The sequence below is a fragment of the Alkalihalobacillus sp. MEB130 genome (genome assembly GCF_032335535.1).
Classification (GTDB): Bacteria; Bacillota; Bacilli; order Bacillales; family Bacillaceae_D; genus Halalkalibacter.
The window spans coordinates 1-25,213 of sequence record NZ_JAOANA010000019.1 but is presented as its reverse complement, the minus strand read 5'-3'; the positions used below and the strand labels follow the sequence as shown (position 1 = coordinate 25,213).

Genomic DNA, 25,213 nt, shown 5'->3' with positions numbered 1-25,213 from the left:
TGAGAGAATTGACAAAGAAAAAAATAGGATTACTTGTTATGGCATATGGAACGCCAAGAAAAAAAGAAGAAATTGAGCCGTATTATACGCATATTCGGTACGGGAGAAAGCCATCAGAAGAAGCGTTAACGGACTTAACGGAACGTTACGAGGCTATTGGGGGCATTAGTCCGCTTTCTAAAATTACAGAAGATCAAGCTTTCGGACTAGAAAAACAATTAAATAGTGAATTTGAAGATATTGAGTTTAAAGCGTACCTCGGTTTAAAACACATTGATCCGTTTATTGAGGATGCGGTAAAGCAAATGAAAGAAGATGGAATAGAGGAAGCGGTCAGCATCGTATTAGCTCCTCATTTTTCTACATACAGCGTGAAATCGTACAATGGACGTGCTCATGAAGAGTCAGAAAATCTAGGTGGTCCCACAATCTATAGTATAGAAAGTTGGTATGATGAACCTTCTTTTATTGATTATTGGGTAAATCAAGTAAAACAAACACTAAATAAAATTGAAGATAAGGAGAAGACCTGTGTAATTTTCTCAGCACACAGTTTACCAGAGAAAATTATCAAAATGGGTGATCCTTATCCACAACAATTGCAAGAAACAGCCGATTTGATTGCGGAAAAAGCAGGAATTGCTCATTATACAATAGGATGGCAAAGTGAGGGAAATACACCGGACCCTTGGCTTGGACCTGACGTCCAAGATTTAACAAGAGATCTTTATGAAAAACATGGATACACATCGATTGTCTATTGTCCGGTTGGATTTGTAGCCGATCACTTAGAAGTTCTTTATGACAATGACATCGAATGTAAAGTGGTAACAGATGAACTTGGGATTGATTACTATCGTCCGGAAATGCCAAATGCCAAACCTGAATTTCTCAAATGCTTAGCAACAATTGTGAAAAAAAAGCTTGAAGAGAGAAAGTAGTGAGGACTTGTGGGACAAAAGGAAAGAAAGATAGCGATTGTCGGTGGTGGAATAACGGGATTAGCAGCAGCTTATAAATTAGAGCAAGCGAGAGCTGAAGGTGCGCAAATTTCGTATGATTTGTTTGAGAAAAGTGAACGTCTTGGAGGGAAAATACAAACAAAGCGAGTGAATGGGTTTGTTATTGAACTAGGGCCAGATTCGTACCTAGCTAGGAAGGATAGCATGACTAGGTTAGCGAAAGACGTGGGATTAGAAAAGGACCTTCTTTATAATACAGCAGGACAGGCGTATGTGCTAAAAGGGGAAACTCTTTACCCCATACCTGGTGGAGCCATAATGGGGATTCCTACTGAAATTAAGCCTTTCTTACAGACGAATTTATTATCGCCTCTTGGAAAATTGAGAGCTGCTGGAGACTTCTTTTACCCACGTATAACGGCTAGGGATGAAGATATCTCACTCGGACATTTCTTCCGACGAAGATTAGGCAATGAAGTGGTTGATCATCTGATTGAACCACTTCTATCAGGGATTTATGCTGGTAATTTAGATAAATTAAGCCTAAAAGCTACGTTTCCACAGTTCCAACAGGTCGAACAAAAGCATGGAAGTCTCATTCGTGGAATGAAAGGGCCAAAGACGAATCCATCACAACAACCACAAACAGAGACAAGTAAGCCGAAGGGGATGTTCGTTTCCTTTCGTCGGGGGCTTGAATCATTGGTTGAGGCCATTGAAACAAAGTTAGATCCAAGTTCAGTTCATAAATCCTGTAATCTTACAAAGGTTGTTAAGCAGGATGGAACCTTTCAATTGCAATTTGAAAATGGTGAGACCGCTACTTACGATGATGTTATTATCACAACACCACCTAAGGTGACAGCTGAATTATTGGGTGATTACCCGTATTTTACTTATTTACGAGATATGGATGCTACAACAGTAGCTACTGTTGCGATGGCGTTTAAAAAGGATAAAGTGAAAAATCATAAAGATGGTACGGGATTTGTTGTTTCGAAGAAAAACAACTATAGTATTACTGCTTGTACGTGGACTCATAAAAAGTGGGCACATTCAACTCCAGAAGGGTATGCGTTGCTTCGAGCCTATGTAGGCCGTGCGGGAGATTCTGCGATTGTTTCTCGTTCTGATGAAGAAATTCTACGTGCCGTCCTTTATGATTTGAAACAAATTATGACCATTGAAGGAGATCCTGAATTTTACTTCATTAAACGTTGGCAAGAGTCGATGCCTCAACCAAATGTTGGTCATACGTTTAAGATAGCGAAAATCAAGGAAGACATGGTCCGAAACTTATCTGGCCTGTACCTTGCTGGTGGAGGGTATGACGGAATTGGACTACCGGATTGTATAAATCAAGGTGAGGAAGTAGTAGAGCAAATTTTAAAAAAGTGGTAGGGTAAGAAAGAGAAACCAATGTCGGAGAGGTTACGAAACAAGTAGCCTCTCTTTTTTAGCTTAAACCATCTTACTACTGATCATTATAAAAGAGATAAGGGAGAGAGAATAATGGATAACTCTGTTGTTAATCAAATAAGTTTAATAGATGAATCTGATTTACAAGCGGAACTCCAAGTGCAACATTGGATGGCTCCTCCTCATTTCTTAGTCTATGAAGGCCAGTCCCTCAAAGAAATACTTGAAATGATGCAACATAAAAATGAAGATTTGATCCTTATAAATACGGATCACAATGTACTCGGAATCGTTACGCAACAGAAGATCAACCATCTTTATTTACAAGGGGTATCTCTTGACGTCTTACTAGAAGAAGTGTGGGTAGAAGAAACAGAAGTGATACTTCCTGAAACATCGATTTTGCATATCACATTAAACAGTAGAGTCGTTCCAATCGTAAATCATGATTCTAAAATTATTGGTTCGATTAGCTCTAAAGAATTGTTGTTGGCCCAAGAATTTTTAATTAGTTCCATTAAACATAACGTTAATGTAATAGATATTATTCTGGATATCGCTTACGAAGGCGTGACTCTTGTTGATCGGAATGGTTTTATCGTGAAGATGAATGAAGCGTATCGAAATTTTTTAGGGATCAGGACTAAGGATGTAATCGGAAAACATGTAACCGATGTAATTGAAAATACAGAACTTCATACAACCGCCAAAACGGGTATTCCTCAAAGGGGAGAAATTCAAGTGATTCGCGGTCAAAAAATGATCGTTCATCGAATTCCAATATGGCAGAACAATGAGCTAATTGGAGCAATCGGAATGTTAATTTTTGAAGGGGTTTCTGAATTGTATCGTATCTTAGAAAATGCAACTTCAGCTTCTACTGATTTTCCGAAAACAACTCGTAATAGAATAGGGAAAGAAACACAAAAACAACCTTCTTCAATTAACGTACTAGATCGAATACTCGGCGTTAGTGACGAAATCCTTGCCTGCAAAAGGCTAACGAAGAAAGCTTCGACAACAAGTGCAACTGTATTAATTACGGGAGAAAGTGGAACAGGGAAAGAAGTGTTTGCTCAAGCTATTCACCAATTAAGTGGGCGGTCAGAAGGTCCATTTATTGCTATTAACTGTGCCGCTATCCCTGAGAATCTCCTGGAGTCTGAATTGTTTGGGTATGAAGAAGGAGCCTTTACTGGAGCGAAAAAAGGGGGAAGTGTAGGTAAGTTTGAATTAGCGAACGAAGGAACGATTTTTTTGGATGAGATAGGAGATATGCCTAAGCATATGCAAACCAAAATTCTCCGTGTCTTAGAAGAGAGAGAAGTAATGAAAGTAGGGGGGATTCAAACAGTTCCTATTAGTGTGAGAGTCATTGCTGCAACTCATCAAAATCTATTGGAAAAGGTGAACGAAGGGTCTTTTAGAGAAGATTTATATTATCGTTTAAATGTAATTGAATTAACCATTCCTCCATTAAGAAGAAGACAAAAAGATATACCGATTTTATTTACTCACTATTTGAAAAAATATTTTCAAGAATATAAAGTACAAGAGAAAAAGGTTGCACCAGAAGTAATCAATAAGTTAATGAATTATGATTGGCCTGGGAATATTCGTCAACTAGTTAATACAACTGAACAATTGGTCACATTAGTTGAGGAAGATGTAATTGAAGTCTCTCATTTGCCTGCACAAGTTAAAGATCAGTCAAGAACAACAGTGATTAGCCAAAGCCAAAGTCAACCGTTAAAACGTAACCGTATGGAGCAAGAGAAAGCAACAATAGAAGAGATATTAGAAGAGGTTGGGGGAAATAAGACCGAAGCAGCGAAACGGCTTGGAATTCATAGAACGACTATTTATAAAAAATTAAAACAATATAACTTAGAATAGTGTAGCAAAAAAGATACATATCTGTTGATGATGTATCTTTTTTGCTACACTTTGTCATTTGTTTATTTTGAAAATGTGGCGTCTTTTCAACAAATTAAAAGTTGGCACAGTTATTGCATTGTTATAAGTGTTAATAAAAAGGAGGGATTTAGATGAATGTATCCACTGTCCACTTACCTAAAAGTATTTTTTACGGTCAAGGTAGTTTTGGAAAAGTAGGAGAAGAGACAGCTAAGTTAGGTCAAAAAGCTCTTATTATTAGTGACCATGTGATGAAAAGTCTAGGAAACTTAGAAAAGTGTCATGATTATTTAAAACATGCTGGGGTAGCGTTTGTAGACTACTTAGAAGTAGCGAGTGAACCAACGGATCAGTATGTTCATGAAGCTTTGTCATTAAAAGAAATAGAACAATGTGATGTTATTATTGCACTAGGTGGGGGAAGTTGCATTGATACAGCTAAAGCAGTTGCCGTATTAGCAACAAATAGTGGTAATATAAGTGACTACATGAATTTGAAAACGTTAGCAAAAAACAAACCTCTGCCTTTACTAGCCATTCCAACAACGGCAGGAACGGGATCAGAGGCAACTGATGTCACGGTTATTACGAACACGAGCAATGATGTGAAAATGATGATTAAGCAACCGGCCTTTATGCCTGAAATTGCGATTGTGGATCCAGTCTTGACGATCTCATCGCCCAAAAATACAACGTCGGCAACAGGTATTGATGCGTTAACTCATGCTCTAGAAGCTTATATTTCAAGAAAAGCACATCCGTTTACTGACCATATGGCTCTGTCAGCGATCAAATTAATTACTGAAAACATTTTAGAAGCGTATCACAATGGTTCTAATCTTGAGGCGCGTGACAAAATGATTTATGGATCGATGCAAGCTGGTATTGCTTTCTCAAATGCTTCGGTTTGTTTAGTTCATGGCATGTCAAGACCAATTGGAGCCTTATTCCATGTTCCTCATGGTATTTCAAATGCAATGCTTTTACCGGCTATTTTAGAATACACAAAAGATTCATGTGTAGAACGTCTAGCAGAAATCGGACGATTTTTATATCCAGACCTGAAAGGGTTTTCAAATGAAAACATGGCAAACAGAGTAGTTGATAACATTTTAGACCTTTGTCGTAGTCTTACTATTCCTAACTTAAAAACATGGGGTGTAGATGAGAAAGAATTTGAAAGTGTTCTTGAAAAGATGGCTAGAGATGCCATGGATAGCGGAAGTCCAGCCAATAACCCTAAAGTTCCAACTGAATCAGAGATCATCTCACTTTATCGTCGAGCATACGTCTATGAACATTCATTAAAAAAAGTATAGTCATTTCTTTTGTAGGGGGAAAAAAGATGCTGAGCATGATTGGGCTATTTGTTGCGCTAGGACTTCTCATCTATTTAACTATGAAAGGAATTAACATTATAGTTGCAGCTTTGCTTTGCTCTATTTTGTTAGCTTTAACAGGAGGTCTAAATCTTAATACGGCCATGACTGGCTTTTATATGGAAGGGTTTACAGGGTACTTTGCTAATTGGTTTTTGATTTTTCTATTAGGAGCTATTTTCGGGAAGGTCATGCAAGATACAAAATCAGCTGAATCAATTGCAAGCTGGGTTAGTCGAACCATGGGCCCACAATGGGCAGTTTTTGCTGTAGTTGGTGCGTGTGCGATTATGACATACGGTGGTGTAAGTTTATTTGTAGTAGGGTTTACCGTTTATCCAATTGCAGTTTCATTGTTTAAATTGGCCAATTATCCTCATAGGTTCATACCTGCAGCATTGGTTTTTGGTTCTATTTCTTTTACGATGACGTCACCTGGTTCACCAGAAATTCAGAACTTGATTCCAACTGAGTTCTTTGGTACAACGCCTACTGCTGGTGGTTGGGTTGGTGTAGTAACAGGGGTTTTCATCGCTGTAGTTGGTGGATTGTGGTTACGATTTCTAGTAAGAAAGGCAGTAGCAAATGGTGAAGTGTTTGAGTTGCCAAGGTCAAGTCCATTTTATTCTAGAGACAAGTCAAAAGAAGAAATTGCAGCAACGAGTGAAGAACAAAGTCTTCCGAATGCATTTTTAGCTATTTTGCCTCTTATTATTGTTATTGCGGTCTTGAATATACTCTCGTTTTATATGGCGCCTAAAACAGCTGCCCTTGTTGCGTTAGTTCTAGGTATTCTAGGTGTCTGGGGATTTAACTATAAATTTGTCCAAGAGTACTGGCAGTCCTTAGCAGAAGGAACTCAGAATTCCTTAGTTGCTATTGCCAATACTTGTGCGGTCGTTGGTTTTGGTAGTGTGGCTGCTCAAGTATCAGCATTTGATACATTTATTAATGCACTAGTGAACATATCGGGTCCTCCTTTACTTGGATTAGCTATAGGGGTCACGATCATATGTGGTTTAACAGGTTCGGCGTCTGGAGGACTTGGAATTGCCTTGCCGTTACTGGCACCGATTTATTTAGCAAAAGGAATCGACCCTGGGTCGATGCACCGAATCTCAGCGTTAGCATCAGGTGGATTAGACTCCTTGCCTCATAATGGTTATGTCGTTACAACGGTTCGAGCGATTTGTGGGGAAACACACAAAAGGTCGTATTTGCCAATTTTATGTGTAAGTGTCATTCTTCCAACGATTGCACTTATACTAGCGATTATTCTCTATTCTGTATTTTATATTTAATAAACAAATCAAGTTGAAAAGGGGTTTTTTTAAATGACAGTAACAACAACAGCAGTATTAAAAAATTACATTAACGGAGAATGGGTAGAAGCGTCATCAGCTGATTTTGAGATTGTTCCAAACCCAGCGACAGGTGAAGAAATTGCTCGTGTTCCACTTTCAACGAAGGAAGATGTAGATTTAGCTGTAAAAACAGCGAAAGAAGCGTTTAAAACGTGGAAGAAAACTCCGGTTCCAAAAAGAGCGCGTATTTTGTTTAAGTATCATCAACTTTTGATGGAAAACTATGAAGAATTAGCTAGTTTAATTACAAAAGAGAATGGTAAATGCTTTGATGATGCTTATGGTGAAGTCCTTCGAGGAATTGAGTGCGTAGAGTTTGCTGCAGGTGCGCCGACATTAATGATGGGCGAAATGTTACCTGACATTGCAACAGGGATTGAATCAGGAGCATACCGCTATCCTGTTGGAGTCATTGGTGGAATCTCTCCTTTTAATTTCCCAATGATGGTTCCTTGTTGGATGTTCCCATTAGCAATCGCTTGTGGAAATACATTCGTCCTTAAGCCTTCTGAACGTACACCATTACTCGCTGAACGATTAGTTGAATTATTTACAGAGGCAGGTTTACCTAAAGGAGTATTAAACTTAGTTCATGGAGCGCATGATGTTGTAAACGGATTACTTGAGCATAAAAACGTTAGTGCCATTTCCTTTGTAGGTTCTCAACCGGTAGCTGAATATGTTTATAAAACAGGAGCTAGTTACGGTAAGAGAGTTCAAGCATTAGCTGGTGCTAAAAATCATTCGATCGTTCTTGCTGATTGCGATATGGATAAGACTGTGCAAGGAATTGTTGGTGGAGCATTTGGAAGTGCGGGTCAACGCTGTATGGCTACATCGGTTGTCGTTGTTACAGAAGATATTGCGGATGAACTGATTTCAAGACTAAAAGAAGCAGCAGATCAATTAGTGTTAGGTGACGGATGTGATAAGTCTGTCAATCTAGGTCCGGTTATTCGTCAGTCTCATCTAGATAAAGTAAACGAAGCAATTGAAGAGGGCATTCAAGAAGGTGCGACTCTTGTTCGTGACGGCCGTACAGATGGTCAAGATTTAGATGGCTTTTTCCTAGGAGCAACGATTTTTGACAACGTGACAACAGACATGAATATTTGGAAAAAGGAAATCTTTGCACCTGTTTTATCAATTGTGAGAGTAAAAGATTTGACGGAAGCAATTGAAGTAACAAATGAGTCCGATTTTGGAAATGGCTCTGTGCTGTATACAGATAGTGGAGCAGCGGTTCGTCAGTATCGTGAAGATATTGAGGTAGGGATGCTAGGTGTGAACGTTAATGTGCCAGCTCCAATGGCATTTTTCCCATTCTCAGGCTGGAAGAATTCGTTTTATGGTGATCTTCATGCTAACGGAAAAGATGGATTGAATTTCTATACTAGAAGAAAAATGTTAACTTCACGTTGGTAATAAAAAAAGAGAGGAAAGCGCCAAAGGTCTGAACTGACCTTTGGCGCTTTTTTAAATATTATTTCCATTTATCGATACGAGAAAGGTTGTCTTGACGTTCTTGTTCGTACTTTTGTTGTTTTACCAACTTTTCTAATTCTTGTCCTGAGTACTCTCTCTTTTTGATCGTAATAGTAAATAAGATAAAGTTAAATGTCATTGTCCTGCCTCCTAAATATACATCTCTATTATTCAGGTGAGGCCTTTCACCTGTTCATACCAGCCTTGTAATACTAACCCTTTGAGAAAAATCATCGTCATTACCTCCTTTTTGATAGTTGATAGTGTTTATTGCATAAATTTGTGAATCTGTTCATTGTGGTACTCTTCTAATTTTTGTTGTCTTACTAATCGTTCTAATTCTTCGCCTGTATATTGGCGTTTTTTTATTGAGATTGTGAACAATAAAAATGTAAATGTCATTTTGATCACCACCTTTCAAATAAGAGTTGGAAATTTACTAATATCCATATTTTGGAATCGTGAGAGGACACAAAAAACCACAGGGGAACAAATCCTGTGGTTTTAAAAAATAATCCACAGGTATACGTTCACCTGCGGCTTGTCATCATTAGCTTCCAAATAGAAATTAATAAACTTCTAGTTTGAGGCTAGCAGGTATTGAACGCATGATATATGAAGATAAGTTAGGTGTTACTAATCGTGTAATCATCATTGTGTTCAACCTCCTTTGCTCTCAAATTTACTTTCATAAGGAATTATATCCAATGTTTGGTAACTTGTAAACATAAAATGTGAACTTTTTTTGCCTATTTTAAAATTGAGTTGACAACAGACAAAAACCGCTCAGTTCCGACAGGATCTGAGCGGTTGAATTTTTATTGATTTAAAATAGCATCCAAACGAGATGTATCAACAAAGCCAGTAAGATCTGGATCTTTATCCATAAACTTTAATTCATAAGATGCATCAGCCCAAGCTTGAAGTGCTTCAGGATGTGTTTCTGTTGTAACAGCCATACGAGTCCACGCTTTTTCAAGAACCGTTTCAGGTAAACGATTTTGTGTTAAGTCAAAAAGGTGATCATTAATAGTTGCTAGTGTGTCTTCTGTATTTTCTTGTGTGTAAGCAACGGCTTGCTTATGCCCACGTAATACAGCATCAACAGCTTCTGGGTTTTCTTCTAAGAAACGTTTAGATGTAACGACAACTACACTTGCTAGTTCTTCCCCAAGGAAGACATTGTTCCATTCTGTAACAACATTTGCATTAAGCTCTTCTACTAGGTATGTTCCCCAAGGCTCGGGTGCTGCAGCTGCATCGATTTGACCTTGTTCAAACATAGCAACCATGTTCGCAGGAGCAATACGTGATTGATGTTCGACTGTTCCACCAACACGGTTTGATTCAAGACCAATTTCTTTTAGCATCATTTCTAGCTGAACATTATGTGTACAACCATTTCCAGGAGTACAGAAAGACTTACCACCAAAATCTTCAAGAGTTTCAATTCCAGAATCTTCACGAGAAACAATGAGCGTTGCACCATTAGCGGCAGCTCCAAGAACGACAATGTCTCCACCTGTTAAGAAGTAGTTAATAGCTGGACCTGGTCCAACATAACCAATATCAAGAGTACCTGTTTCAAGGGCTTCAATAAAATCATTTCCATTAGGGAAATGAGTGTACTCGGCACCTCTTTCACCTAATTCAGCATCAAAGTATCCTTTTTCTTTACCAATAATAGCAGCAGCGTGATCCAGATTTGGAAAGTACCCAATACGAACGTCACTATCTGAATCTGAACCAGTTGTACTACCAGCACCACAAGCAGTTAATGCACTAAGCGCTAAAGCAATACCAGTAGCTTTTAACCATTTTTTCATTCTACTCTCTCCCTTTATATTATCTTTTTTATTTTGCATAGCCCCAACGGCTAAGAACTTTTCGTTCAATTGGATTGAAGATGCAATATTCAACAATTAAGCCAATAACGGCAATGATAATCATAATGGCAATAACAAGTTCCATATTAAAGAAGTCACGAGCATCAAGAAGTGTGCGACCTAATCCGCCTCTACCAAGGAGCTCTGCAGCCATTAGCGCACGCCAACCGAATGCCCACGATAAACGCACACCTGTTAGAGCAGAAGGGATAGACGCCGGAATCATGACTTTCCAAATTAATTCATAGCCTTTGTAACCCATCGTTCGTGCAGCTCGAATGAGAAGAGGCTGTACATTTTTAATTCCCATCCTTACATTCATTGTCATCGGCCACGTTCCACCAAGCACGATAACAAAAAGAATGGCCGTCGTTCCTCCTTGGAACATGACTAAGGCTAAAGGAAGCCAAACGATACTTGGTACTGACTGCAGGGCAACAACAAGCGATCCTAGTGTTTCATCGGCTATTTTAGAAGTAGCTAATATAATTCCAAGAATTGAGCCAATGATAACAGCTAGAGCAAAACCTAGGCCGATTCGACCTAAACTTGTTGTTAAAGCAACAGTTAAAATCCCTGTCTCAAAAAAACCTTTATACAACTCTACAAATGAGAGGAGGGGAGAAGGGAACATTCTAGTACCAAAGGCATCAAGTCTATATATGATCTCCCATATCGCGATGAGAGCTGTAAAGAAGAGTAGCCTTCTGACTATTGTAATCATCACCCATTTCCTCCTTCATCACTTTCTCAATTTCCCCGGCTAGTTGCTTGCTTATCTTTTCTTCTAATGAAGCAAATGCTTCATCTGAGGGCTTTCTAGGACGGGCAAGAGGAACATCAAACACATTGATAATGCCACCAGGTCTTACCCCCATAAGAACAATTCGATCTGATAGTAAAATAGATTCACGAATGTTATGGGTAACAAAAATAATGGTTTTCCCTGTTTGTTCCCAAATATATTGAACTTCTTTATGAAGCATAGAACGCGTCTGTTCATCTAAAGCACCAAATGGTTCATCCATTAAGAGAACCTCAGGATCCATTGCTAAAGCACGTGCAATCGACACACGCTGTTTCATTCCACCAGATAGTTCGTGTGGATAAGAATCAACAAATTTACTTAAATGGACAAGTTTGAGGTACTCAATCGCTTTTTCTTTTGCTTCCTTTTTACTGTAACGCTTTTTTATCCCGAACATCACATTGTCGAGAACCGTCATCCAAGGCATAAGAGCGGCTTCTTGAAAGACCACGCCGCGGTCGACACCAGGTCCAGTAACTTTTCGCTCTCCTACTAAAACGGATCCTGTGCTTGCTTGATCTAATCCAGCAATGATATTTAATAGTGTTGATTTGCCGCAACCAGATGGACCTAATAATGAAACAAATTCGCCTGATTTTACATGTAAGTCAATGTTATCAAAAACTGTATATGATGTTTGCTCTTGTTTATTTTCGAATGTTTTTCCAACACTTGCAATTTTCACGTCAGACATCGTACCCCTCCTTACCAAGGAATTTCTTTACAATTCATATCATTTTAGTTGGTTTTAACTTAACTTAGTATATGAAGATCTTCTCGATCTGTCAATTGTTTTATAGGCATGTCCGATTTGGAAAGTAAGGATTGAAATCGGTTGTAACAAATTATGACGATTTAAGTCGACATGGCTTCTAGTCGGCACTTTGTGGTAAGATAATCCATGTAATGAACAGAGCGATTCTTTATTTTATTTAGGAAGGAAAAAAGGGAGAGACTGAAATGGATAACCAATTAGATGTTTTAAAGGCGCTTAGGCAAACACGTCATGATTGGTTGAACGTTATGCAGTTAATAAAAGGGAATTTAGCACTTAAACGATATGATCGAATAGAAGAAATTATTGAACAAGTGACACAACAATCGATTTGTGAGAGCAAAATTTCAGAAATACAAGCAACTAGTGTTGTGTATTTTCTTTTAACGTATAATTGGTTCAGCAGTAAAATGAAGTTAGAAATAGACGTCGCGGGTGATGTTTTTTCACTAAAAAAAGACGAAGTTCGGATGCTGCGATTATGTGAGCAAATTACGGAGAAACTATCGGAAAGAAGTTCTATAGAATCAGAAAATCATCTACTAATTACATTTTTATTTGGAGATAATGAATGTAAAATAACATTTGATTTTCAAGGTGCATTACAATCCGAAGAAAAAGACTGGCTTGAAATTGTGAATGAATGGGAGCCGGACATAGAGTTAGTGGCGTTAGATCATTCTGAATGTGTACTAGTCGCTAGGTTTATGAGAAGTTGAGGTGAAAGAGAAGATGTTTGTAGATAAGGTGAAAGTTTATGTAAAAGGTGGAGACGGTGGCAATGGACAAGTCTCTTACCGAAGAGAGAAGTACGTTCCAGATGGAGGACCTGCTGGTGGAGATGGTGGTCGAGGTGCAAGTGTCGTCTTTGAAGTAGAAGAGGGCTTACGAACACTGATGGACTTCCGTTATAAACGGCATTTTAAAGCTCAAAGGGGAGAGCACGGAAGACCCAAAAACCAACACGGAAAAAATTCAGAAGATATGATTGTCAAAGTTCCTCCTGGGACAACCGTGGTTGATGATGCAACAGGCCAAATTATAGCTGATTTGACTGAACATGGACAACGTGCGGTAATAGCGAAAGGTGGTCGTGGTGGCAGAGGAAATACTCGATTTGCGACGCCAGTCAATCCAGCACCAGATATTGCCGAGAACGGTGAACCAGGGCAAGAAAGAGATGTAGTACTTGAATTGAAAGTACTTGCAGATGTTGGGTTAGTTGGATTCCCAAGTGTCGGCAAATCTACCCTTCTCTCTGTTGTGTCTGCAGCAAAACCCAAAATTGCTGATTATCACTTTACAACGATTACTCCTAATTTAGGTGTTGTAGAGACAGAGGATAACCGAAGCTTCGTTATGGCTGACTTACCTGGATTAATTGAAGGAGCTCATGAAGGAGTAGGCCTTGGTCATCAATTTTTACGTCATATTGAGCGAACAAGAGTCATTGTCCACGTTATTGATATGTCAGCATTAGAAGGTCGTGACCCTTACGAAGACTTTCTAAAAATTAACGATGAGCTTAAGCAATATAACTTGCGCTTATTAGAAAGACCGCAAATTGTCGTGGCCAATAAGATGGATATGCCTGATTCCGAGGAAAATTTAAAGGTGTTTACAGAAAAGCTAAATGGTGAATACCCGATCTTCCCTATTTCTGCGATTACGAAAAAAGGGTTGAGAGATCTGTTGATTACAATTGCAGATAAAATCGAGGAAACACCTGAATTTCCTCTTCACGAAGAAACAGAAGAGTCAACTCGTGTTGTTTATCGTCATGAAAAAGCCGAAGTTCCATTTGTTATTACGAGAGATGATGACGGAACCTTTGTTTTATCAGGTGCTGAACTTGAACGTTTATTTAAAATGACTGACTTTTCAAGAGATGAATCAATCAGACGTTTTGCAAGACAAATGCGTGGCATGGGAGTTGACAACGCGCTACGCGAAAGAGGCGCCAAAGATGGCGATTTAGTAAGAATTATGAAATTTGAATTTGAATTTATCGATTAAAAGCAACAGAATGAAGAAAACTGTCTCTATCGAAGAGACAGTTTTTCTCTGTTAAAAGACATATTTTTGTTGTCAAAAAGTTTTGTCAATTTTATAATGAAACATAGCTCTTCGTTGAAAGAAGGTGAATACGATAGATGACATCACGAAAATCATTTTATCTTGTGCGTGAGGATATGCTAACAGAAGCTATGGAGAAAACGTTAGCAGCAAAAGAACTACTAGAACTAGGGAAAGTAAAGAAAATTAATGAAGCGGTCAATAAAGTAGGTCTGAGTCGTAGTGCTTTTTATAAATATAAAGATGGAATATTTCCTTTTCATAAAGTAGTAAAAGAGAAAATTATTACGCTGTCCATTTTATTAGTTGATCGATCTGGTTCCCTTTCTCAATTACTAGGTAAGGTGGCAGAAACTGGTGCGAACGTATTAACGATCAATCAAACCATTCCTTTGCGAGGAAGAGCTCATTTGACGCTGTCCATTGATACAGCTCCGATGAAACTGGATTTAGATGAGCTGATGGACTGGCTTGAAGGGTTAGATGCAGTAGAAAAGGTCGAACTAGTTGGAACTGGTTCATAGGAAGGAGCATCAAAACATGAAGATAGGATTTCTAGGTCCAAGAGGAACATTTACGGAAATGGCGGCTAGAGGTTTGTTTGAAAAAGGAGATTTTCTCCCTTATCGAACGATACCGGCTTGTATGGACGCTGTAGCTAATACAGAAGTAACGGTAGCGGTTGTCCCAATTGAAAATGCCATTGAAGGTTCTGTGAATATGACGTTAGATTATCTAATTCACAAACAAAGACTTCCCATTATTGGTGGGATAACCGTTCCGATTGAACAACATCTACTAGTTCATCCGAACAAGGAAGGAAATGAACTTGATAAAGTAGTCTCACATCCACACGCGATTGCTCAGTGTCATGAGTTTCTTCAAAAGTACTATCCGAATGCAGAGTGGGAATACATGAATTCAACCGGTGCAGCTGCAGAATATGTGAAAAAACATCCAGAATTAAATATTGCAGCGATCGCCAATGAAATTGCAGCAAATGAGTATGAATTGAAAATGGCTCACTCGAATATCCATGACTTTGATAACAATGGAACCAGCTTTGTTGTATTAAGCAAAGAACCAATGGAAGTTGAATTCAAAGGCGCTGCATTTACAGAAGAAAAAACAACGATCATGGTGACATTGCCTTCTGATTACTCAGGAGCACTCCATCAAGTCCTTTCAGCATTCGCATGGAGAAAATTAAACTTAAAAAAGATCGAATCCAGACCAACAAAAACGGGACTAGGAAATTACTTTTTCATTATTGACGTAGAAGGTGCAATGGATGACGTCTTAATCCCAGGAGTGGCCTCTGAAATCAAAGCACTCGGCTGTGGTGTTGAAATCTTAGGCAGCTATCCATGCTACACACTAGCTAGAAAAGAAGCGAATGTATAAGCTAAAAAGACCTGCCTGTTTTTGGCAGGTCTTTTTAGCAAAGGAACCAGAGCGAACTTCTCTGGTTCCCATGTTTTTATACAGCCCGGTTTTGGCAGGGGTGTTACGCTATTTCTCCTATTATTTTTGATCGTTGGGAGTAGGGAATTTCTATTTTTCTCTCAACAGAGCGGACGGGATGGGAGGGCCGACTCCTGCAGGAGGGAAGGGCAGGTTGAAATCCACCGGCGCAGCCGGTTAGTTCAACGCCCGCCTGCGGAAAGCGTGCCCCCCATCCCGGGAGCGGGTCGAAGCTCCTTTTCAAGTCCGAAATAAACGAGCACTTTTTCAGTGGCTTCGCCTTTAATCTTTTACCCCTGCCCGATTTTGGCAGGGGTGTTTGGCTCTAGTCTTGCAAAATAAAACCTCTCTCATTTAATACGTGAATGGCTGCATTAAGTTGACTTTCTTGCTCCGCCTCTAATACATGCAAGTGGACACCATCCGTTAATTCGGACAATAAAGACGATTGAGTATGTTCAACTTTTTGACAGAATGATTCAACATCTAGACGAGTTGATAACATGAGCGAAGCGGTTATCTCTCCATAAATGGCATGTTCGACAATCACTTGTTGGACTGTCACACCGTGATCAACTAGTACAAATAATTCATCTTTCGTTTCTGCTGGTGAGTGTTTGCAAGCAATAATTCGATTAACTTTAGGAGGTAGATTTTGTTTTGAGTAAATATACCCTTGTGCTGTCGCAATAATTGGATGTTTTTTTGCTTTTAATATTGAAATATCTTGAACAATCACTTGTCTACTAACATTTGAACGCTTGGCTAACTCGCCACCCGTTAAAGGCTGATAGCTAGTTGATAACCATTCAACAATGAGTTCTCTTCTTTTATCACCTAATATTTTTTTTCCGTCATTCACTCTCATCATATCCCTTCAAATCTAACAATATTTGTTTCCATGCTTTAATAAGCAACAACACTTCTTCCTCTGTTGTCCATCGACCAAATGTGATTCGTATAAGCTCATGTGCTTCATGTTTTTCTCGTCCTATGCTCATCAATGTTCGAGGAGGGGCACTTTCTCCAACTCGGCAAGCAGACCCAGTTGAAACGGCAAATCCCAAACGATTCAATTCGAGCATAGCTAATTGTCCTTCAATTCCTTTCATTCGTAAACTTATATGAAACGGAAGGCGTTCGGTAGGGTGTCCTTCAAAAACGAGATGGTCGTTATGATTAAATTCATTCATAAATAGTTGACGTAAATCATGACATTTTCTCATATCAGATGATGCATGTGGAACATACTCTTCTACCGCAGCTGCGAAGGCTGCAATGCCAGGGACATTGACTGTTCCAGCTCTAAAACCGAATTCATGGGTTGTTCCATTCAAAAATGGCGTCCAAGGGATTTTCTTGTCTATATACGCTGCCCCGACTCCCTTTGGACCATAGCATTTATGAGCTGTAACACTTAGACTTGTTAACACTTCAGTAGGGATGGGGATTTTCCCAAATGTTTGAACACAGTCACTATGAAATAGGATTTCATATTTATTTAATATATCACCTAGAGCTTGCAAGTCCTGAATGGTTCCAATTTCGCTATTGGCATGAGCAATGGAAACGAGGATGGTGTCTGGTGTGAGGGTAGCCTCTAATTCAGCTGCCGAGACTTGTCCATATTGATTAACCGGAACAAATAAAATAGTAAAGCCAAATTTTTTTAAATAATTCAGTGCTTGAAGAACAGAATGGTGTTCTCCTTCTGTTGTAATGATCGTTTTCCCTTTGTGTTGATGAGAAAAAGCTAATCCTGTTAATGCTAAAAAAGTTGCTTCTGACCCTGATCCCGTAAAAAAAATTTCAGTATCGCTCACATTAAGGATTTCTGCAATGGTCGATCGACTAAGAGAAAGAATGTCCTCACTTTCTAATCCGTTGTTATGAAGACTTCGACTATTTGCAAAAAAATCGGTAGCAACACGATTGTATGTTTCAAGAGCAATAGAGGACATAGGTGTTGTCGCACTATAATCAAAATAAATCATGAAATAAGTTCCTCCTCTACTCTCCATTAATTCCCTATTTAATCAAAAAAAAGCGCTTGTCACAACTCTTATTTTATGTAAAGATAGGTGACAAGACAACTGTAAATTACTTGGGGGAATGGAGATGGCGAATAAGGCGGTCGATGTTATCATCATTGGAAGCGGAATTGCGGGTCTTATGACTGCACATTTGTTAGCTGATCATATGAATGTGATGATTATCACAAAGTCAAGTCTTCCTATTAGTAACTCAAGCTGTGCTCAGGGAGGAATGGCTGCAGCCTTAAGCCCTGATGATCATTGGGGAAAACACATGAGTGATACGATTAAAGCTGGACAAAATCACCACAATGTAGAAAGTGTTGAAATGTTAGTAAAACGCGCTCCAGCTATTGTTCAGTTTTTAGAGCAACTAGGAGTACCTTTTGATAAAGCTGAAGATGGATCAATTGTTTTAGGAATGGAAGGAGCCCATCAGAAAAGGCGAATTGTACACGTGAATGGAGATCAAACAGGTCAAGCATTTACGACCGCTTTAATTAACGCTGTTTTACATCGGGTTGAAATACGTGAACATACGATGATCACGAACTTGCTTTCCAAAAAAGATCGAGTTATTGGAGTTCAAACAGAAACAGAATGCATTTATGCAAAATCTACTGTTCTAGCAACGGGTGGGATAGGTCAGGTGTATGAACATACATCAAACGTTGTAGAGTCAACAGGAGATGGATTGGCGTTAGCTTATCGAGCAGGAGCAACATTAAGTGATTTGGAATTTGTCCAATTTCATCCAACTTTATTAAAGGTTAATTCAGTGACTTGTGGACTGATTAGTGAAGCGGTTCGTGGAGAAGGGGCAACATTAATTGACGAGCGTGGTAACCGTATTATGAATGATTATCAGCAAAAAGAACTAGAGTCTAGAGATATCGTTAGCAGGGAAATTCACAGATGTATTCAAACCGGAAAGGACGTTTTTTTGGACTGTAGAGGCATTCATGATTTTAACCGGCGTTTTCCTGGATTATCAAAGCGCTGTCAGCAGCAAGGGATTAATCCATTAGAGACTCCTTTGTCTGTCGTACCTGGAGCACATTTTATAAGTGGTGGTGTTGAAACGGATTGCTTCGGAAGAACGTCACTAAAGGGATTATATGCTGTGGGTGAGGTAGCTTGTACGGGTGTTCATGGTGCCAATCGTTTGGCAAGCAATTCTCTATTAGAAGGGCTTGTATTTGCAGAGGAAGTAGCAAAACAAATAACGGCAATTCAACCTAAAACACATTTCATTTATTTAGAGCAAGATGATGAATTGCCTGACGCTCCTATTTACCTACAAATGCCTAATAAGAAAGAAATTCAAGCAAAAATGACAAGGCTTGTTGGAATTGAGCGTAGTTTGAATGGCCTTATGGAAATGAAGCGTTGGTTAGAACCTTTCTTGTCTTTCGCTAATAAAGTTCAAGCGTCCGACTCACGAAATGACGTTGAATGTAAAAATATGATTGTCGTTGCAGCTTTGATTACGGAGGCAGCTCTTCTTAGAACAGAAAGCAGGGGCGGTCATTATCGATTAGATTATCGTAAGAGAGACGATCAGAACTGGTTAGGGCGTTCCATTTCCATTACAAAAGAACATGGATTTGTTGTAAATGAGAGAAGGAAGATCGTTAGTCCGTTATTTATAGAAACGATGTAGGGGGAGTAGAAGTGAATACGTTAATTGTAAAAAAACAGCTAGAACAGTTTTTCATTGAAGACCTTGGTGAATTAGATGTGTCTAGTCAAACAGCCATTTCACCCAATGCACAAGGTAAAGCGAAAATTGTAGCCAAAGAGAATGGAATCATGGCAGGAATCGATCTATTACGAGTAGGATATGATTTGTTAGATTCGGGGATTTCTGTCCAATTCAATAAAAAGGATGGTGAATTCTTCGAAAAGGGAGAGAACATTGCTCTTTTAGAAGGAAACGTAATTTCGCTTTTAGCTGGAGAAAGAGTTTTGCTTAATTTGCTTCAACGGATGTCAGGAATTGCAACGATGACTAATTCAGCTATTAGAACAATTAATGATGATACGATTAGAATTTGTGATACAAGAAAAACAACACCTGGCTTGAGGATGTTTGAAAAATACGCAGTACGATGTGGTGGAGGCTTTAATCATCGACGTGGATTAAGCGATGCTGTCATGTTGAAAGAGAACCATTTGCTTGCTGGTGGAGGGATTAAGAAAGCTGTTGATACCGTTCGAAGGCAAGTTGGCCATATGGTAAAAATTGAAGTAGAAACAACAAATGAACAGGAAGTGAAAGAAGCCGTTGATGCAAAAGTAGATGTCATTATGTTTGATAATGCATCTCCATCTGAGATTACACACTATATGACACTTGTACCAGATTCAATTATAACGGAGGCTTCAGGCGGAATTACTTTAGAAAATCTTGCTACTTTCCGTGGTACCGGAGTCGATTATATTTCGTTAGGGTGTTTAACGCATTCAGTTAAAGCAGTTGATATTAGCTTTTTATTAGAGGAGGGTATCTAGATGAATTTCCTTGAAAAAGTAGCAACATTAGATCGTATTCCAGAGCGGTACCGAGACATGTCCGTGAATGAGAAAAGAGAAAGAATCGCTGCAATTAAACAGCAATTGGGCAAACGCTTATTTATTCCTGGCCATCACTATCAGCGAGATGAAGTAATTGAATTTGCTGATACTACAGGAGATTCTTTACAACTAGCGCAACTGTCCAAAGCGAACCGGGACGCGGAATATATTGTATTTTGTGGAGTTCATTTTATGGCAGAAACGGCTGATATGTTAACAACAGATAAGCAACGAGTGATCCTGCCTGACTTAAAAGCTGGCTGTTCAATGGCAGATATGGCTGATATTAATCAAACAGAACATGCCTGGACTGAACTTCAAAAGCTATTTGGAGATACGATATTACCTTTAACGTATGTCAATAGCACAGCGGCCATTAAAGCATTCTGTGGAAGAAACGGTGGGGCAACTGTAACATCATCTAATGCCAAAGCAATGGTTCGGTGGGCTTTTAGTCAGAAGGAAAGACTGCTATTTTTACCGGATCAACATTTAGGGCGTAATACGGCGTATGATTTAGGTATTAAACTAGAGGAAATGGCTGTTTGGGATCCGATATCACGTGAACTAATTTGTGAGGGACCAATGGAAGAAACGAAAGTGATTTTATGGAAAGGTCACTGTTCTGTTCATGAAAAGTTTACGGTTGTACAAATTGAAGGATTAAGAAAAACATCTCCTCAAACGACTATCATTGTTCATCCTGAATGTACGTTTGATGTAGTTCAGGCTGCTGACCTTAATGGATCTACGCACTTTATTATAGAAACCATTAGACAGGCTGAACCTGGTACATCCTGGGCAGTAGGAACAGAAATGAATTTAGTAAATCGACTTGCACAGCAGTTTCCTGATAAAGAGGTCTTTTCTTTAAATTCCACTATGTGTCCTTGTTTAACGATGAATCGGATTGATTTAGATCACTTACTTTGGTCTCTTGAAGAGATTGTCGAAGGAAGACCTCATTTTCAAATAACGGTTGATAAACAAACGACAGAAGCAGGAAACTTGGCATTAAAACGCATGCTCGATCGCCCATCTTAGGATGGGTTTTTTCTTTTTAAGTAGGCATAAACCTATTTTTTCCGACATAAGCTGTGCTGAGACCCTTGAAATACTAGGATTTTTCTTATTTTTATTCTGTTCTATAGGTAAAGTTTCGTGTCAATTCGCCTAAGGCGACATACGATGTAACGAACGGTAAGAGGAGGGAATGAAAACGTGAAAATTCATATTGTCCAAAAAGGTGACACACTTTGGAAATTAGCAGAGAAATACGGGGTTGATTTTGAACAGCTAAAGGCAGCAAACACTCAGTTGTCTAATCCAGATATGATTATGCCAGGAATGAAGATTAAAGTACCAACAGGCAGTGTACCGGTAAAGAAAGAGGCACAAATGGCTCCTCAACAAGCACCAATAAAAGAGCAACCTAAAAAAGAAATGCCGGTACAGAAGAAAGAAGCGCCAAAACCAGCTCCGATGCCAATGCCACAAATGCCAAAGATGCCACAACAAGTGGTACAGCCAAAGCAAAAAACAAAAGTGGATTTTAATACGTATGAAACAAATATTAATTTTTATAAGCCACAGGTGAAACCTAAAAAAGAAATGCCAGCCGTTCAAAAACCACCTGTAACGAAAAAAGAAGCTCCAAAAAAAGTAGCACCAAAAAAAGAAGCTCCTAAAAAGGAAATGGTAAAACCGAAAGAACAGGTAAAACCTATAAAAAAAGATGTTACACCTAAACATTTTGCACCTAAGCAACCAATGCAAAAACCAATGCCAATGCAAAAGCCAATGCAGATGCCAATGCCACCACAGATTCAACCACAAATGCAACCACAAATGTATCAACCTAAACCAGATCCTTGTCCACCAATGCAACCGGTCAGTCCATTAATGCCAGGGTGTGGCCCAACCAAGCCTTTTAGTCAACCAATGATGCAACCGGTTAGTCCATTAATGCCAGGATGTGGTCCATCAACATCACCTTCTGATCAACCAATGATGCAACCATATCATCAACATCCGATGCCGATGCAACCATCACACGAGCAAATGCCATTTTATCCAGAATCATCTTTTATGCCAACGCATGGATCGATGCCTTATTACCCGCAACAGCAACCAATGCATCACCAACCAATGCACGATCAACCGATGATGCACCAACAGCCGATGCACCACCAACCGATGCACCACCAACCAATGCACCAACAGCCGATGCACCAACAACCGATGCATCAGCAACCAATGCCACAATCTTTTCAGCAACCATTTGGTAATTCTCAAGATTGTTGTGGACCTTCGCGACCGATTACTTATGGACCGAATGGCCAATTAGTATCTATGCAAGATTATCCGCAAGAGCCGTATGTGCAAGGCTATCTTGAAACAGATGATTATGATGATTAATTAGCAAAACTAGATGAAAAACGCCCTGTTATGTTTCTTCATAGCAGGCGTTTTTTTTGTTATGGAATGCTAACCAAGATGTAACAGTGTAAAGAGACCTTTGATTAGCCAACATAATTGGTGAAAGGGGGAATTAAAAAATGAAAAAAATCGCAATGTCAGTAGCAACAGCAACGATGCTTCTAGGTGGGCTTGCTGGATGTGGTGCAGATAACCAAGCAACAGACATGGGAGCAAATCAACAAACAGGTATCCAAGCACAAGATATGCGTGGTGGAGGAGCGATTGATGGTCGTCACAGAGGTGAAGGGCCAATTACAGATATGATGACTCCTGACTATCATCGTGGCGGTACTGTAGGACAAGGAACAACTCGTGGAGCAGCCGGACAAGGTCATGGAGAAGGGTTGGCAACTGGTCGTGGAGCGACTGGTCAAACGCAACTATTCAATAGAGACGCAGGTAACCAAGGTGGACTATTTGGCGGACAAGGTGCCGGTCAAACTGGAACGCGTGGTGGATTATTTGGAGGCCAAGGTGCTGGAACCATGGATGGACGTGGAGCTGGAGCCGGTGGTGGATTATTCGGCGGACAAGGAGCCGGTCAAACTGGAACACGTGGTGGATTATTTGGAGGACAAGGAACTGGACAAGGTCGAACACATTTAAATAACTTCCAAACTCGTGGTACGGGGAATGATCGTGGTGTTGGTTACACGAATACTGGTCGCGATAACTTTGGAACAAATACGGGTATGTTTGGAACCCAAGGTGCGCAAGGAATCACTGGTCGTCAAGGAACAGATACTCACCGTCCTGGCTTAACTGGCGGAAACCGCCCAGGAATGGTTGATGAAGACGGAATCTTAAGAGGAAGAGCTCGTCGTGGAACAGGTGCTTTGGATGCTACTCATGGTCACCGTCGTCAAGGACAAGGAGCTATGAACTTAGAAGCTCGTGATCGTGGAAATGTTAATCAAGGTACACGTACACCGAATCGTATGAATACAGCAGGCCGTGAGAACCGTACGGGAGTTCACCATGGTCAAGGTACAGGAAATTACCACAAAGACTATGATGGTAAAACCGTTCAACGCCTAACAGAGCGAATTGAGCGTGTAGATGGTGTTGATGACGCTCGTGTCATTGTTCATGATGACGATGTTGTTGTTGGTATTACATCTGATGGTGATATGAAGAAAGTGAAAAAACAAGTAGAAGATACGGTTAATGGATTAGCGGATGGTAAAAATGTACGAGTCGTAACCGATTCGGATGCAGTTGGTCGAATTCGTACAATGGATAATGAGCTAAGAACCGGTGCAGCTTTTGAAGAAGTTGGAGCAACTTTTACAGATATGCTTCAAGATCTAGGGCGTGCCGCTCAGCGTCCGTTTGAACGTTCTCGCTAAGAATTAAAACAGTGGAGATTTTTCTCCACTGTTTTTTTACATGCGAAAACTTATTGAAATACATAAAAATAACGCATGTTTTCTTCCAAAAGTGGGCAACATTAGCCTAAGATGGAAGTTTCTTGACTATTTAATCATGGTGGTGAAAAGCTGATGACACAGGTGAGACAAACTCAGCGAAAACATATTTACTCCTTTATAATAAGTTTAGCCTTAATTGCATTTGGTTTCTTGTTATGGAATACGGCTGTAATTGAAGGAAGTCAAACAAAGGAAATAAGTGGTGGAAAAAATGAACAGGCGGAAGCTTTTGAAGTTATGGGACCGCAAACATTAAATATTACTTTGGAGAGAGTGTATTTAGATGGAGAGAAGAGTCAAGAACGCATTCAAGAAACCATCTGGTCTATGGAAGATTTTTGGGCTTTATACGAAGACTGGACTCTCATCGATCAAAATCAAAATGAAATGATTTTTAGAAAAGAAGTAAATGATATTTCTCCACTATTAAAGGTTAACGGTTATTTTGGCATAACAGAAGAAGGAATCCTTTCCATTTATGAAGGAAGTCCAAATGAAGAGAGAGTCATTCAATCCTTTTTTCAGTTAGATACGGCTAAATTAAAAAGTCAACAACATATCGAGTTAAGAAAAGGAATTCCTGTTCAGGACCTCAAACATTACGAAGAAGTATTACAAGTTTTTGGACAATATAAATCAGCTCAATTGTGAGAACTAACCAGGTGGTTTCCTCTGAAACCACCTGGTTTTAGTTCGATGAGTGAAGGGGGCATCGGCTCCGCGCAGCGCATAGAGTCAAAGCAAAAAGGTAAAAACCAACCTTTTTGCTTTGATCGGAACGTGGCGCTGGCTCCGCACGATGCGCGCCGTAAGGAGAAAAGCACTCCTTACGGCTTGAAAAGAAGGCATCAGCTCCGCGCAGCGCATAGAGTCAAAGCAAAAAGGTAAAAACCAACCTTTTTGCTTTGATCGGAACGTGGCGCTGGCTCCGCGCGATGCGCGCCGAAAGGAGAAGGGCACTCCTTTCGGCTTTAAAAGAAGGCATCGGCTCCGCGCAGCGCATAGAGTCAAAGCAAAAAGGGAAAAAGCGACCTTTTTGCTTTGACTGGAACGTGGCGCTGGCTCCGCACGATGCGCGCCGAAAGGAGAAGGGCATTCCTTTCGGCTTTAAAAGAAGGCATCGGCTCCGCGCAGCGCATAGAGTCAAAGCAAAAAGG

At 39.7% G+C, this 25,213-nt stretch carries 24 protein-coding genes; 17 read left to right on the top strand and 7 right to left on the bottom strand.

The features are described 5' to 3' along the window. Positions 1 to 8 precede the first annotated feature (8 nt). The 6 genes from hemH (at position 9) to N0O92_RS17445 (ending at position 8,466) form a co-directional block, all read left to right on the top strand. On the top strand, positions 9 to 941 hold the full coding sequence (gene hemH, locus N0O92_RS17470; protein WP_315615952.1) for a ferrochelatase: 933 nt from the start codon (positions 9 to 11) through the stop codon (positions 939 to 941). Between the two features lie 9 nt (positions 942 to 950). Further along, entirely contained in the window at positions 951 to 2,363 is a 1,413-nt protein-coding gene (hemY, locus tag N0O92_RS17465) for a protoporphyrinogen oxidase (RefSeq protein WP_315615951.1), read from the top strand. A 111-nt stretch (positions 2,364 to 2,474) separates the two neighbouring features. Further along, positions 2,475 to 4,277, top strand: a complete 1,803-nt coding sequence (locus N0O92_RS17460; RefSeq protein ID WP_315615950.1) for a sigma 54-interacting transcriptional regulator — start codon at positions 2,475 to 2,477, stop codon at positions 4,275 to 4,277. 152 nt (positions 4,278 to 4,429) lie between these two features. Continuing rightward, positions 4,430 to 5,617 (top strand): iron-containing alcohol dehydrogenase, encoded by a 1,188-nt coding sequence (locus tag N0O92_RS17455; protein ID WP_315615949.1) that lies wholly within the window; start codon positions 4,430 to 4,432, stop codon positions 5,615 to 5,617. 26 nt (positions 5,618 to 5,643) lie between these two features. After that, the gene (locus N0O92_RS17450) at positions 5,644 to 6,978 is read left to right on the top strand and encodes a GntP family permease (RefSeq protein WP_315615948.1); all 1,335 of its coding nucleotides are present in this window, start codon (positions 5,644 to 5,646) and stop codon (positions 6,976 to 6,978) included. A 33-nt stretch (positions 6,979 to 7,011) separates the two neighbouring features. Next, a complete protein-coding gene (locus N0O92_RS17445; protein ID WP_315615947.1) occupies positions 7,012 to 8,466 on the top strand; it encodes a CoA-acylating methylmalonate-semialdehyde dehydrogenase in 1,455 nt (484 codons plus the stop codon). A 58-nt stretch (positions 8,467 to 8,524) separates the two neighbouring features. Here N0O92_RS17445 and N0O92_RS17440 read toward each other — a convergent pair whose 3' ends face one another. From N0O92_RS17440 to N0O92_RS17420, 5 genes are all read right to left on the bottom strand, one after another. Beyond that, the gene (locus N0O92_RS17440) at positions 8,525 to 8,665 is read right to left on the bottom strand and encodes a YrzI family small protein (RefSeq protein ID WP_315615946.1); all 141 of its coding nucleotides are present in this window, start codon (positions 8,663 to 8,665) and stop codon (positions 8,525 to 8,527) included. 128 nt (positions 8,666 to 8,793) lie between these two features. Beyond that, complete coding sequence (locus N0O92_RS17435) at positions 8,794 to 8,928, bottom strand: YrzI family small protein (RefSeq protein WP_315615945.1); 135 nt, start codon at positions 8,926 to 8,928, stop codon at positions 8,794 to 8,796. Positions 8,929 to 9,344: 416 nt separating this feature from the next. Beyond that, positions 9,345 to 10,352: an aliphatic sulfonate ABC transporter substrate-binding protein gene (locus N0O92_RS17430; RefSeq protein ID WP_315615944.1), complete on the bottom strand. Its 1,008-nt coding sequence runs from the start codon at positions 10,350 to 10,352 to the stop codon at positions 9,345 to 9,347. A 28-nt stretch (positions 10,353 to 10,380) separates the two neighbouring features. After that, positions 10,381 to 11,136: an ABC transporter permease gene (locus tag N0O92_RS17425; protein ID WP_315615943.1), complete on the bottom strand. Its 756-nt coding sequence runs from the start codon at positions 11,134 to 11,136 to the stop codon at positions 10,381 to 10,383. After that, positions 11,069 to 11,914: an ABC transporter ATP-binding protein gene (locus N0O92_RS17420; RefSeq protein WP_315615942.1), complete on the bottom strand. Its 846-nt coding sequence runs from the start codon at positions 11,912 to 11,914 to the stop codon at positions 11,069 to 11,071. The genes N0O92_RS17425 and N0O92_RS17420 overlap by 68 nt, the downstream gene beginning before the upstream one ends. A 266-nt stretch (positions 11,915 to 12,180) precedes the next feature. On the opposite strand from N0O92_RS17420, the gene N0O92_RS17415 reads away from it, so the two are divergent. The 4 genes from N0O92_RS17415 to pheA all read left to right on the top strand — a co-directional run bounded on the left by N0O92_RS17415 (position 12,181) and on the right by pheA (position 15,475). Beyond that, complete coding sequence (locus tag N0O92_RS17415; protein ID WP_315615941.1) at positions 12,181 to 12,714, top strand: Spo0B C-terminal domain-containing protein; 534 nt, start codon at positions 12,181 to 12,183, stop codon at positions 12,712 to 12,714. 13 nt (positions 12,715 to 12,727) lie between these two features. After that, the gene (gene obgE, locus N0O92_RS17410; RefSeq protein ID WP_315615940.1) at positions 12,728 to 14,011 is read left to right on the top strand and encodes a GTPase ObgE; all 1,284 of its coding nucleotides are present in this window, start codon (positions 12,728 to 12,730) and stop codon (positions 14,009 to 14,011) included. 137 nt (positions 14,012 to 14,148) lie between these two features. Then, positions 14,149 to 14,595 carry an ACT domain-containing protein gene (locus tag N0O92_RS17405; RefSeq protein ID WP_315615939.1) on the top strand — a complete coding sequence of 149 codons (447 nt, stop codon included), beginning with the start codon at positions 14,149 to 14,151 and terminating at the stop codon, positions 14,593 to 14,595. A 16-nt stretch (positions 14,596 to 14,611) separates the two neighbouring features. Beyond that, on the top strand, positions 14,612 to 15,475 hold the full coding sequence (pheA, locus tag N0O92_RS17400) for a prephenate dehydratase (protein WP_315615938.1): 864 nt from the start codon (positions 14,612 to 14,614) through the stop codon (positions 15,473 to 15,475). A 385-nt stretch (positions 15,476 to 15,860) separates the two neighbouring features. Here pheA and N0O92_RS17395 read toward each other — a convergent pair whose 3' ends face one another. Next, complete coding sequence (locus tag N0O92_RS17395; protein ID WP_315615937.1) at positions 15,861 to 16,403, bottom strand: transcription repressor NadR; 543 nt, start codon at positions 16,401 to 16,403, stop codon at positions 15,861 to 15,863. Then, positions 16,390 to 17,529: a cysteine desulfurase family protein gene (locus N0O92_RS17390; RefSeq protein ID WP_315615936.1), complete on the bottom strand. Its 1,140-nt coding sequence runs from the start codon at positions 17,527 to 17,529 to the stop codon at positions 16,390 to 16,392. Before N0O92_RS17390 ends, N0O92_RS17395 begins: the two co-directional genes overlap by 14 nt. A 124-nt stretch (positions 17,530 to 17,653) precedes the next feature. Between N0O92_RS17390 and nadB the strand changes: the two genes are divergently transcribed. From nadB to N0O92_RS17355, 7 genes are all read left to right on the top strand, one after another. Continuing rightward, complete coding sequence (gene nadB, locus N0O92_RS17385) at positions 17,654 to 19,231, top strand: L-aspartate oxidase (protein ID WP_315615935.1); 1,578 nt, start codon at positions 17,654 to 17,656, stop codon at positions 19,229 to 19,231. Between the two features lie 11 nt (positions 19,232 to 19,242). Beyond that, positions 19,243 to 20,082, top strand: coding sequence for a carboxylating nicotinate-nucleotide diphosphorylase (nadC, locus tag N0O92_RS17380; RefSeq protein WP_315615934.1), 840 nt, complete (start codon positions 19,243 to 19,245; stop codon positions 20,080 to 20,082). After that, positions 20,083 to 21,189, top strand: a complete 1,107-nt coding sequence (nadA, locus tag N0O92_RS17375) for a quinolinate synthase NadA (RefSeq protein WP_315615933.1) — start codon at positions 20,083 to 20,085, stop codon at positions 21,187 to 21,189. 177 nt (positions 21,190 to 21,366) lie between these two features. Next, complete coding sequence (gene safA, locus N0O92_RS17370; protein WP_315615932.1) at positions 21,367 to 22,563, top strand: SafA/ExsA family spore coat assembly protein; 1,197 nt, start codon at positions 21,367 to 21,369, stop codon at positions 22,561 to 22,563. 140 nt (positions 22,564 to 22,703) lie between these two features. Beyond that, positions 22,704 to 23,975: a YhcN/YlaJ family sporulation lipoprotein gene (locus N0O92_RS17365; RefSeq protein WP_315615931.1), complete on the top strand. Its 1,272-nt coding sequence runs from the start codon at positions 22,704 to 22,706 to the stop codon at positions 23,973 to 23,975. Positions 23,976 to 24,128: 153 nt separating this feature from the next. Then, positions 24,129 to 24,707 carry a BofC C-terminal domain-containing protein gene (locus tag N0O92_RS17360; RefSeq protein ID WP_315615930.1) on the top strand — a complete coding sequence of 193 codons (579 nt, stop codon included), beginning with the start codon at positions 24,129 to 24,131 and terminating at the stop codon, positions 24,705 to 24,707. Between the two features lie 284 nt (positions 24,708 to 24,991). Continuing rightward, a partial coding sequence (locus N0O92_RS17355; protein WP_315615929.1) for a hypothetical protein occupies positions 24,992 to 25,213 on the top strand: 222 nt, incomplete at its 3' end.